The following is an 11,905-nucleotide window of genomic DNA, read 5'->3' as shown; positions in this document are numbered from 1 at the left end:
ATGATTAATATGCTGTCAGGTTATGATTCTGGACGCTCTGATTGGAAGGCGTTTCTTTCCGGTTGGGCGAATATCGCGATGAAAAAAGAAAAGGCTTCACTGCTGAGCGGATTGAGATTTGATCGTGGTATTGATGAAAAAGTCATAAACGAAAATTGCAAACGACTGGGACTGAAAAAGTTTCCTGCCTCATATGTGGATTTTCTAAAATCATCTATGCCTGATATTAAGTATGGAGATGATATCATCATAAATCGAACGGGATCATTGTTCCCGGTTGATAGAATTAACTATCTGTCCAGCATAGATTTTGAGTATTATTCCTTCCTCAAGGAAAACGGAATAAATTCTACCGATCAGGAATATTTCTCGTATGGGATGGATTTGGATAATTCTGCCTCCAAGCTGGATTTTATAGATGGATTGATTGTAATTGGAATCAATTTTCCTAATGATTATTTATATTTAAATTCTTGTGTTGAGACGATTGATGGAGAATTTGAGTGTATATTGGATTGCCCAGGATTTAATGCGAGAACCTTAAGTTTTGCTGCCATGATGCGTTATTTGTATGTGTATGAGTGTGAGGAGGTTGATGGATATCCACCATATTCGGATGACATATTGAACAAAGGACTCTCGTCTTTGATTAGGACAAACTTATAAGATAATCATCAGGCATGAGTGATTAATTTGTTTGAACGAACTGATTAATGATGTGCAGTGGCTTGCCTGTGTTTTATTGTTTATTTGCGCTATATGCGACGCAAATGATGATTTAGGCGCGTATACAGCTTGCCGCTACAGCTACGACAGCACAGGCAACCGGACAGAAAAAGACTGCGACGGCCAAAAAACCCGCTACGCCTACAACAGCCTGGACCAGCTCACAGAAGAACAAACGGCCACAGGCCCCAAAACCACCTACCGCTGGGACGGCCGAGGCAATCTGATCGAAAAGAGCACCCCTGCGCAAACCATCCGCTACGAATGGAGCAGCGACAACCGGCTGCTCAAAGCCAGCGACGGCAGCACCAGCATCCGCTACGGCTACGACGCACTAGGCCGGCGCATCAGCCGCACCCGGGAGGCAGGCGGTCAAAAACAGGAAACGCAATGGATCCTGGACACCGCCCGCCCCTACAGCGAAATCGTGCTGGAGAGAACCCGCATCAATGGCGGCCCGTGGCAAGAAACGCGCTACACGCACACCCCCGATGGCGTAGGACAACTCATCAGCGAACAAAGACAAGGCAAAACGCTGCACGTCTACGAAGACGGCCAAGGCAGCGCGCGGCTGATCACTGACGAGAGCGGCCAAATCATCGAAACGCTGGACTTTGATGCATTCGGCAACGAGCTGAACCCGGATCCAGCCAGCCCCACGCGGCACCGCTACACGGGCGAGAGCTACGACAGCGCCACGGGGCTATACCACCTCAGAGCCAGGGACTACGACCCGAAAACGGGGCGCTTCATCTCGATGGACGAGCACCCGGGCAGCCAGAGCATTCCGCTGACGCTGAACAAGTATCTGTATGGCAATGCCGATCCGGTCAATCATATTGATCCGGGCGGGGATTTCGGGCTGATTTCTGTTTCAGCTTCAGGTTTCCAAGTATCAGCCATGCGTGGTCTGTCATTTAGAGGTGGAGTTAGCATTGTAATGAAAACAATGGGAGAAATCGCCTTTGAAATGGCTACAGGTATCCCAGTTATCACCAGCCCAAAGAATCTAGCCAAATCTTTGTTGAGCGTGAATAAATATCTGAAGTCTAAATTTTGGCTACATAAATTTAAAGGAGGATCTGACTTTGAGAAAATCATGGTAGAGATGTTTGGTCTCCGCAAGAATACTCAGTGCTTTTCTGGCGGCAAGGGACTTCCCAAAATAAAAAAGGGTTGTTTCATCCCGGATGCTTACGTAAAAGGGGGCAAGTTAATCGAGATCAAAACATCTTTTAATGCCTTAAGAAAAAATCAATTCCAAGAATTCATACGAATAGCACAACAAAATCTTGGAATCAAGATGTCTGTTATTTTCTTTCACAAACCAACTCCAGATCAGATGAGGATTATGCAAAGATGGGCCATCGAAGCAAGTAATGGCAATGCGGATGATATGATGTTTAATATTATTCATATATTGGATTGACACATGGGCGCACCTAAAGAAATTCATCGATTCCTGCTAAAAGAAGGTTTTCGTCATGTTGGGAGAGGAGGATATTGGAAATTCATGAAAAATAAACCCATAGCATGGCTGGTGCGTGTTCATGATATAGAAATAAGAGATGAAAAATTCATTTATATTTTCCTGAATCTTGCTTATTCTGATGATGTGATGTTGAACGATGTTGATGCTTTTTGTGCTGATGGACTTTTAAGGCCACAGACAGGAGATGCATGTGATACCGATTTATATTGCTATCCATTTGAAAAACCGGAACTTGCTTTAAAACTTTTACAAGAGGCGATGTGGAAATGGTTTGATGTAATTTCTAATCCAGAAATAATGCTTGACTTAACCGACTTCTTTCTCGGGAAAAGATCGGCACCTCCTGAAGAATTTGACTATATTCCAGATCACTTGAAGAAAAAGAATATATCGATAGGCGAATGTGCTTCCACATTATATGATAAAGTGTGCTATTTATTGCTTGCGGGCAAATATGAAGAAGCAAAATCCATTCTTTTGGATAGTGAGATATTGAATGGAAATTTTAAAAAATGGAATCCAGACAGCTATCAGCTGGCGCTGGATAGCGCAGTGCGGAAGAGAATTATTGTCCCAGAGGACTTCATGAACTGGATTGAGAAAAAGAAGTTGGCTCTGGATCGAGAGTGGCAAGCATCCTGAGGAGTTGATAAATGAACCTGTATGTAATGTATTTTTTGGGCAATGAAAGACAGATGCGAGAATATCTGTTGCAGCGTCATCACTTAGTATTAGATAAATGCTCCGGGAAGAAAGTGAATAATGCCTTGGAAGCGGCAATTGAAGCTGATGATTCACATTTGACCGTCATGGCGTCAGATACCGCCAATTGGAATGTGATGATGGGCAATTCTGCCCAGTGTTTCGATGAACTATTAACAGACCAACTTTCTGCTGCATCTAAACATGGCGAAATACTGATGATGCTCTCCCAGGATGTGACGGGTGGACTTTGGTTTGAATACCATAAGGATGGTGATTTAAGGCGGCAATGGATCTGCATAGAGGGAGAGGTGCATGCCAATATTGGAAGACCATTAAATGACATCGATGCTGAAAATTTTACTGATTGTGTTGATATAGAAAATATGCCTTCTTTTGCAACGCTAACAAAGCTGGCCGAAACAATAACTGGCGTTTGTTTTAATGATCTTCAAACTTCTGGGGTCATCTACCAGATCGATTAATCATTGGTTTAACACGAACGAAAGAGATGATCATTATTATCGTCACGCCTATAATTTTCTTGGAGTAATAATTGAAGGTCCTTGAACGAACTCATGGAGATTATATTGCAAATGAGCCATATTATATTTTCAACTTTTGCTTGATGGCGCCAGAAAAACAATTGGATTATTTCTATGTGCGCGAATTGATTCCAGTTGAAAAAAGCGAGCATGATACTGCAGTATGCTTGGATTGCAATTACAATTACAGGATTATCAATCCTGCTTATCAGATGTTCATAAGCGGGTTTTATCCGGCTTTGAGGTTTATGCACTTCATTGAATCTATGTGTGATTTTTCATCAAAGGAGGATTTGCTAATTTATCAAGATATGGAAGAATTGGTGTCAAATTATTTTCCAGAATCATGGCAGAATGATTTTTTTGTTCATCTGGAAAATAATACATCAAGAGACGGTTTCTTATATGGAGAATATTGGATAGATTTAAGTAGAAGATGTAGAAAGTTCCTAGAGGAATCTGGTTTTATTGAGAGCAAAATTGAATTTGCTGTTCCGCTTAAGTTTTCGGGATTTTTTTATCCTGATGATTTTATGGGGTGCCAGGTGCGCAATCGGCTTTCAATTTATGGGGAGATTACTTCAGCGTCTGATTGGAATGAGCTGAGAAAGATCGTTGAAGATGATTATATTAGGTATAATAAATTGGTAAACATGAATCTATGATTGAGGTATATGTAGCATATTGAATGCGGTTTAAGATATTTCTATCGTTTAGCTTGGATTAAGAAGGCGCATGATGCGCCTGAAAAATATGAAGTTGCGCATATTGCTGGTGATTTTTTGTTTATTAGCAGGAGCTTCACTACTTCTTGCTGGCGCCAATGATTGCTTTGCTTCAGTCGAATGCCTGAACGAAACCACGCTCCCAGAGACGCAGCCAGCCAGCGCACGCAACTGAGCGCAAGCTTTGCCGACCCAGGCGAACACACCCTCCAAACCCGCTGGGATGCAGGCGGCCGCTTGCAAACCTGGTCAGCGCCCAATTCAGCCATGACGCCGCCGGGCGCCTGGCCCCAATCCGCCACCAAAAGCCGACGGCAGCGCCTTGGCCCAATACAGCTACCAGCGCGACGCCAAGGCCGGCTGACCCGGGCCACGGAAAAAATCGGCGGCCAGGGCGCGAGTTAAACCGCGAACAGAAGCTGGCGATACGACGCTGCCGCCATGGCGCCAGGCTGCGTGCAAGCGGACTGCACGGCCATGAAGGCACAAGCCAGCCGCACGCCTTGACCCGTTACGGCGATCCGGCGGGCCGCCAAGTCCCGCGCGGCGTGCTGAGCACGCATGATGGGCCGCAAGTGAGGGGCCGGGCGGCCTGCTTGGCAGGCGCTTGCGTTTTGCTTCTATTTCGCTCCTTGAACGATAGCATTAGGTCTTAGTGGATACTGCGCGAGAGCCGTTTTTAGGCTCCTGAATTTGCTCCGCTTTCTGATGTGAAACCCGGCTGTCTTTCGTGCTGGCAGCCTGTTTTCAGGTCTGTTTCCGCGTCTGTTTTGGGGCCGGTTTGCGGGCGGGTGGCGGGCTTGGATCCTGTTTGCCATCGGTCTGCGGGGGGCAAAAGGGGGATTGGGGCGGTCTGCGGCGTTGCGAGTCCTTGCCGGGTCACAAGGCCCGTCTGCGGTTGGCGCCTTGCCGTTCAGCCTGATTCCTGCGCTTTCGCTCCTCATGGCCAGGCTCTGAACAGGTTCCCGGCAAGCTGCAAGGCTTGTGTCTGCGGATGGCGCCTTGAAGCGATTCCGATCGGCTCTTTCGCCCCTCGCGGCCAGGCTCTGAACGGGCGCTTAGTCGTAGGAGATGCGGTAGATCACGTCCAGGGCGGCTTGCTCGCCGGCCTGGCCGCGCACGAGCCAGCGGCGCGAGAGTTCGTAGTAGATGAACAGGGTGCCCATGGCGCTGCCCAGGGTTTGTTCGTAGGTGGTGTAGAGCTTGTCCGAGAGGCGCTTGCCGACGGTGAGGCTGGTGCTGCCGCTGCCGGAGCCTTCGCCTAAAGAGAGTTCGTCCAGGCCCACGCGGGAGGCCATGCTTTTGCCGTCGCGCCCGCTCAAGGCGGCCAGGGCGGCTTGCTGGAGCATGGCGGCTTCTGCGCCGCCGGATGGAGCGGCGCGGCCCAGCAGCAGCCAGGCCAGCGTCTGGCTGTCGGAGAGTTCGGGCTTGGAATACAGGCGCACGCTGGGCAGCAGGGCGGTGCCGGTCACGCGCACGCCGGCTTGCTGGTCGCTTTGGTAGTTGGGGCGCAGGGCCAGGATGTCGAGCACGGGGTTGTCGGCCGCGCCGTTGAAGCGCACGACGCCTTTGCTGATTTGCAGCTGCTGGCCGTAGGCGCGGAAGGTGCCGCCTTCGGTGCGGATTTCGCCGCTGACGCGCGGCAGCGTGCCGATGGGGCCGCTGGCCGTGGCCTGAAGCTGCCCGGTCAGGCGCGTGTCGATGCCTTGTCCGCGCAGGGTGAAGGCGTTGCCCAGGTCCAGGCCGAGCCGGGCGGCGAGGGTGGTTTTGGCTTCGCGCTGGCTGGCTTGCCGCTGCTTTTTTTCGGCTTCGGCGTCTTGCGCGCTTTCGCGGCGGCCATCGGCGCGGTGGATCACCACGTCGTCGTCCAGCGTGGGGGCGCTGTCGTCGGGCAGTTCGATGTGCGCCTGATCTACGCGCAATTGGCCATCGAGCGTGGCGGCGCTGCCTTGCATGGCCGCTTGCAGCTTGCCGGACAGGGCTATCTGGCGGTCAGGCCGGATGCTGGGGCGCAGGCCGCTTAATGTGGCGTCGATGCGGGCGCTCCATTGCCCGCCCGCCCAGCCGGCCTGGCCGCTGGCGGTGACGGAGCCGCCGTCCGCCAAGGCGCTGGCGGGCTGGGCGGCCTGGGCGGTTTGGTTTTCGGCGGCTTTTTTGCCGGGGGCCTTGCCGCCGCCTTGGAGGGTGAGGCGCTCGATGACGAGCTGCTCGCCTTGCAGGCGCGCGCGCAGTTCGCCGTTTTTGAGTTCAAAGCCGTCGGCCACGGAGCGCAGGGCCAGGCCGTCTGCGCCGATCTGGCCGCTCCATTGCGGGGCGCTGCGGGTGCCGCTGATGCGCAAGTCGGCATCGAGCGCGCCGCGCAGCCGCCAGCCGGGCGGCGCCAGCAGCGACCAGGCGGCCACACGGGGCAGTTTGGCGCTCAGATGCCCTTGCAGGGGCGCATCGGCGGGCCACGGCTCGGGCGCGCTCCAGGGGGCGTCGCCTGCGGCCAGCCGGGTTTGCAGCTGGCCTTCGGCCTGGCCGATCTGGCGGGGTTGCCACAGCAGGCGGGCGGTGGCGTCCTGGCCTTGCACGTTGAGCGACACGCGGGCGGCTTGCAGGCCCGCGCTTTGGCGCTGGGGCGCGCCGGGCAGCGGCGGCAGGATGAGGTCGCCTTGCGTGCGCTCCACGGCCGCTTGCAGGCGCAAGGGCTGCCCGCGCGCCCATTCGGCGTCCCATTCGGCGGCCAGGATGGCGCTGCCAGCGATGTCGAGCACCGGCTCCAGGCTTTTTTGCAGCTCCGCGCCCGGGATGAGCGCGGCCCAGGCGAGCGGCACGTTTTGCAGCTTGCCCTTGGCGCTCCAGCGCGCATCGGCCCATTTCAGGTGATCCCACGAGAGCGTGGCGGGCTGCGCCGCGCTGGCGGGCGAGAGCGCGAGCGCGCCCGCGCTGGCGGCCACGGACAGCGGGGCGGTTTTTTCCGCCCCTGTTTTGGCGTTGGGCTGGCCGCCTGCCGGGCCGTTTTCAAGCGTGAGCGTGAAGGGCGACTTCAGCGCGGCGCGCCATGCGGCGGGGGCGTAATCGGGGTCTTGCGCCGTGATGTCAAGCTGGCTGAAGGCGGCCTGCCAGCCTGAAACAGCTTTGGAGGCAGATTGGGATGGCACGGAGCGCACGCGCGCTTGCGTTTGCAAAGTGGCACGGCGGCCCGCCTGCCGCGCCGTGCCTTTGAGAAAGACGCTGGCGTCTTGCAGGCGGCCCGTGGCGCGCGCTTCGGCCCCTTGCAGCTTGAGCGGGGCGGCGTCAGCGCTGGCGCGCCACTCCAGCTCAGGCGCGGCGAGCGTGAGTTTCACGGCCGGGTCGCGCCAGCCGCCTTGCCACTGGCCTTGCAGGCTGGCGCGGCCTGTGAGCAGCGTGTCTGCCAGCGCCTGCCGCACGCTGGCGGGCAGCGCGGGCAGGGTTTGCAGCCATTGCAGGGTTTGCGCGAGGCTGGCCGCTTGCACTTCGGCCTGGCCTTTGCCGCTGGCCGGGGCGGCGCTGCCTTGCAGCGCCAGTTTCAGGCCGGGGGCCGTGAGCGCCAGCTGGCCCTGGCCGGACTGATCGGCCAGGCGCACTTGCACGCCGCTGGCGTGCAGCTGCGCATCGGCCGCGTGCAGCGTGAGCGTGGGCAGCTCCAGCCGGCCTGCGCTGGCCTGGCCTTGCGGGCCGGCTTGCCATGTGCCCTGGGCGGTGAGCTGGCGCAGGCGCAAGCGGGCCATTTCTTGTGCGATTTCTTGCGTGATTTCCTGCGCGGGCGTGGCCAGGGCGCTGGCGGCGGGCTGGGCGGCGCTGGCGGCGTCAGCGGCGGCGGCTTGCAAATCCACATCGAAGGTGATGGGCGCGGGGGCGGCATCGGCGGCATCCGTCTGGGCCGTCTGGGCCGTCTGCGGGCCGCCTTGCGCCGGGGCGCTGGCCCGCACGTGGCCGGACAGGGGCTGCGCTGCCAGCGCCGTGTGCAGCGCGGCGGGGCGGATGCCTTCGAGCGTGGCGTTCACGCGCCAGCCGCCCGGGGGCTGCGGGCTGGCATTCGTTGCGTCATTTGCTTTGTTTTCGATAGCGGGCTGCGCTGATGCCACGGGGGTTTGCGGCGTTTGGGCCTCTGAATGGGTTTCTGAAGGCAGCCAGTGGCCGTCTGCTTGCAGCGTGCCGCCCGCCAGATCGGCGCTCAGTTGCTGAACGCGCACGCCCAGGCCTTGCGGGCCGGATGGCAGGCTCAGGCGGGCCTGAAGCTTTTGCAGCGGCAGGCGGTGCGCATCCCACGGGCCGGGGCGCGCGTTGGTGAGGCTGGCCTGCACGTTCCACTGCGGCGCGGCGGCGCTGGCTTCATTGGCGCTGGCTTCATTGGCGTTGTTGGGGGCGGCATCGGCGGGGTCGATGCGCACCTGGCCGGACAGGCGCGTTTGCGGCGCAGCGGGCCAGAAGGGGGCCAGATCCAGCCAGGCGAAGCGGGCCTGCGCCTGGGCCACGGGCTGGGCGGCCCAGGGCGTGATGCGCGCGGCCAGATCGGCGCGCGGCACTTGCGGGCTATTTTCCGCATCGCCTTGCGTATCGTTTTGTGCTTCGTTTTGCGCTTCGTTTTGCGCATCGCTGGCTGCGCCGCCTTGTGCATGCGGCGCAGGCGGGGCGTCAGGCAAGGCGTTGGCGGCTTCTTCATCGCCATGCAGCAGGCGCTCGCCCAGTGCGTCGATGTCGCGCTCTTGCGCCGTGTCCAGCGCGTTTTTGTCAGCGGGATGCTGCTCGCGCAGGCGGGCCGCAAGGCGCATGTCGCTCATGGGGCCGCTCAAGTGGGCGCGCAGCAGCAGGCGGGGCGAGGCATCGGCGGCAGGCGCGTCAGCGGGTGTTTCAGCAGGCGTTTCAGCGGGCGGCGCGCTTTGCGGCAGCGCCTGCTGCAAGGCTTGCAGGCTGAATTCGCCGCGCAGCGAAATGTTCAGGCGCGCGCTGGCGTCGTTGCGCAGGCGCGCGCTGGCGCTGTAGCGGCCGCCCATCAGGCTGGCGCTGTCCAGCCGCAGCAGGTGCATGAGCTGGTTGAAGTGGTAGCTGCCCGCAATATTGGTGATGCGCAGGCCGGGCTGGGCCAGCTCCACGGCCCCGGCGTGAAAGGCGTTCACCTCCACGCGCAGCGGCAGCTCCAGCGGCGCGGGCGGCCCGGCGGCGGGCGCTTCGTCGCTGGGCGGCCGGGCGTCGTCCACGCGGATGCGGGCCGCGCCCAGCTCGTCCAGGCGCAGCTTGCCGCGCAGCAAAGAAAGCAGATGCCAGCGCGCCTGGGCCTCGTCCGCCTCCACGGTCAGGCCGCCCTCGCTCCAGCGCACTTTCGCGGCCTGGCCGCCGTGCAGCACGGAGCCTTGCAGCCCTTCGATTTGCAGGGCGGCCGGCATGTAGGGCTGCGCCCAGGCGAGCGCCTGCTCCAGCGAGCCGGGCGAAGCCGCCCAGCGCCACAGCACGATGAGCGCCAGCAGCGCGGCCACAAGCAGCGCCAGCAGCAGCCAGGCCAGGCGGCGCGGCCAGCGGCGCCGGGGGCGCTGGGAGCGCGGGGGCGCGGCGGCAGGCGCTTCGGGCAGGGGGGTGGCGGATGAAGGAGCGGTGCTCATGGCGAAAGAGGGCGGAAAGGGTCAGCGGCGGCCGGCAAAGCCGCATCAGAAACAGGAGCAAATTCAGGGTGCTGAAAAACGCGGTTGTCGCAATATCAGCGGGGACCTCATGCTATGAAACAAGGAGCAAATAAAGGCCCTGCAAGCCGCTTCAGAACACGAAGCCCACCGACAGGTGCAGCCTGAATTTGCGCGTCTTGGCGCCGTAGGCGATGGCGGCGGTCATGGGGCCGACGGGCGTTTTCACGCGCGCGCCCGTGCCGATGCCCAGACGCGGGGTGAGCGAGCCGGGGTTTTCGGCCACGTCGCCCGCGTCGATGAAGGCGACGTATTCGATGCCGCTGGGCCGCCCTTCGCTGTTGAGGATGGGGCGCTGCCACTCCAGGCTGGCGGTCATCATGTAGTGGCCGGGGGCGGTGATGCCGCCGCGCGCAATGCCGATGTCGCGCCAGCCGTAGCCGCGCACGCTGTTGTCGCCGCCGGCGCGAAAGAGCAGGGCGCTGGGCACGCGCGCGCCGTCGGGGCTGAGCACCGCGCCCGCTTCGGCGCGCACGGCCAAGCGGCTGCTGGCGGCGCTGTGGCCCAAGGGGATGTAGCCCAGCCAGCGCGCCACGCCGCGCGTGAAGGGCTGGCGCTTGCCGTTGATGGTGATGCCGCCGCCCAGCTCAAAGCCCAGGCCCCAGCCGCCGGTGGGGTCAGACAGATGGTTGAAGCGCCGCGTGGTCCATATGAAGTTGAACGAGAGCGCGGAGCCGTCGCCCGTCATCTCGTCGGTGACGTACTGGCCGTCGGCGCCCTTGACGCGCGAGAGGTCGTATTGCACGTAGAAGTTGCGTTCGGAGCGCTCGCGGCTTTGCGAGCGGCCAAAGCGCAGCTGGCGGTTGTAGGTGGTCAGATCGTCGTCTTTGACGCGGCTGAGTTTGGCCAGCGCGCCCCAGCGCCAGCCGCTGGCGGCGGGCATGGCAAGCAGGTCGCTTTCGATGAAGGTGTTGGCCGCTTCCAGCTGCGCCTTGCTCACGGCGCGCCAGCCGAGCCAAGGCACGCGGTTGTGGCGGTGCTCCAGCGTGATGCGCGGGCCGCCGTCGGTAGTGAAGCCCAGGCCCAGCGTGGCTTTTTTCAGCGGCGCTTCGGTCACCTGCATTTGCACGGGGGCGGTGACGGCGGCGGCAGGGGCTGCGTTTTCGTCCTGGCCCTCGCTTTCGCTGCGCTCTTGCGGATCGACAGAGACGTAGGCCGCGTCGTAATAGCCGCTGCTGATCAGGCGCTGCTGCGCGTCGGCCAGGCGCGCCTGGTCATACGGCTCGCCCACGGCCAGCTGCGCCAGCCGCCCGGGCAAAAAGGCGGGGTAGCGCCGGTTGCCCGTGACTTGCACGGGGCCGAGGCGGTACAGCGGGCCGGAGTCCAGCGTCACGCCCAGCTTCACGCTGCGCGCGGCTTCATCCACATCGGCCTGGCTGCGGCCAATGCGGCCTGCCGGATAGCGTTTGGCAATGAGCTGGCGCAGCGCGCCGGATTTGGCGCTGCTCCACGCCTCTTGCGTAAAGCCCTTGCCCGCGCCCAGCGCCCAGTCTTCGCGGATGGCTTTTTGCTGCTCTGCGGCGGCCGGGTCGGCGGAGTGCGCGATGTCGCCCGCAAAGGCGATGTCCGCCGCCTCCACCATCGCCTGCTCGCCCGGCTCCACGGCAATACGCACCACGGGCGGCTGTGCGGCGGCTTGCCGCGTGAGCGTGATCTGCGGCGAGAAATAGCCCTGCGCGGCCAGCAGGCCCTTCAGCCCGCTTTCGGCCAGCGCCATCAGGCGGTCCAGCTCGGCAGCGTCCAGATCGGGCACGGACTGGTAGCGGCGCAAATCGTTATGGCGCTCCAGCAGCGTTTTCAGCTCTTCATTGGCCGTTTGCACTTCAATGGTGAAGGCGGGCTTTTCAGCGGCGTTTCCGGCGGCGTCCGGGGCGGATTCAGCGGCGGGCGCACCGGCAGCGGCCGGGGCATCATCCGCCCGCGCCGCCGCGCAGGGCATCAGGGCCGCTGACAAGCCTGTCAGCAGGGTCATTGCCGCCACGCCCAGGCGTGGCCGCTTCTTGGGGGAACAATCGGGCAGGCGCATCGGGGCGG

At 59.9% G+C, this 11,905-nt stretch carries 8 protein-coding genes; 6 read left to right on the top strand and 2 right to left on the bottom strand.

Annotation, left to right across the window (positions count from 1 at the left end):
- The 6 genes from C1720_RS12980 to C1720_RS13725 all read left to right on the top strand — a co-directional run bounded on the left by C1720_RS12980 (position 1) and on the right by C1720_RS13725 (position 4,365).
- Positions 1 to 666: a hypothetical protein gene (locus C1720_RS12980; protein WP_146006923.1), complete on the top strand. Its 666-nt coding sequence runs from the start codon at positions 1 to 3 to the stop codon at positions 664 to 666.
- 31 nt (positions 667 to 697) lie between these two features.
- Positions 698 to 2,155: an RHS repeat domain-containing protein gene (locus C1720_RS07875; RefSeq protein ID WP_102283822.1), complete on the top strand. Its 1,458-nt coding sequence runs from the start codon at positions 698 to 700 to the stop codon at positions 2,153 to 2,155.
- A gap of 3 nt (positions 2,156 to 2,158) precedes the next feature.
- Complete coding sequence (locus C1720_RS12975; protein WP_146006922.1) at positions 2,159 to 2,860, top strand: hypothetical protein; 702 nt, start codon at positions 2,159 to 2,161, stop codon at positions 2,858 to 2,860.
- 11 nt (positions 2,861 to 2,871) lie between these two features.
- Positions 2,872 to 3,405 (top strand): hypothetical protein, encoded by a 534-nt coding sequence (locus C1720_RS12970; RefSeq protein ID WP_146006921.1) that lies wholly within the window; start codon positions 2,872 to 2,874, stop codon positions 3,403 to 3,405.
- 71 nt (positions 3,406 to 3,476) lie between these two features.
- On the top strand, positions 3,477 to 4,130 hold the full coding sequence (locus C1720_RS12965; protein ID WP_146006920.1) for a hypothetical protein: 654 nt from the start codon (positions 3,477 to 3,479) through the stop codon (positions 4,128 to 4,130).
- A gap of 70 nt (positions 4,131 to 4,200) precedes the next feature.
- A complete protein-coding gene (locus C1720_RS13725; protein ID WP_158241675.1) occupies positions 4,201 to 4,365 on the top strand; it encodes a hypothetical protein in 165 nt (54 codons plus the stop codon).
- Positions 4,366 to 5,248: 883 nt separating this feature from the next.
- On the opposite strand, the gene C1720_RS07870 is transcribed toward C1720_RS13725, so the two are convergent.
- Positions 5,249 to 9,793 carry a translocation/assembly module TamB domain-containing protein gene (locus C1720_RS07870; RefSeq protein WP_102283821.1) on the bottom strand — a complete coding sequence of 1,515 codons (4,545 nt, stop codon included), beginning with the start codon at positions 9,791 to 9,793 and terminating at the stop codon, positions 5,249 to 5,251.
- A gap of 151 nt (positions 9,794 to 9,944) precedes the next feature.
- Positions 9,945 to 11,843 (bottom strand): autotransporter assembly complex protein TamA, encoded by a 1,899-nt coding sequence (locus C1720_RS07865; RefSeq protein WP_158241674.1) that lies wholly within the window; start codon positions 11,841 to 11,843, stop codon positions 9,945 to 9,947.
- Positions 11,844 to 11,905: the final 62 nt, after the last annotated feature.

This window comes from Ottowia massiliensis (assembly GCF_900240305.1).
Lineage (GTDB): Bacteria > Pseudomonadota > Gammaproteobacteria > Burkholderiales > Burkholderiaceae_C > Ottowia > Ottowia massiliensis.
This window is presented reverse-complemented; position numbering and strand designations above follow the sequence as displayed.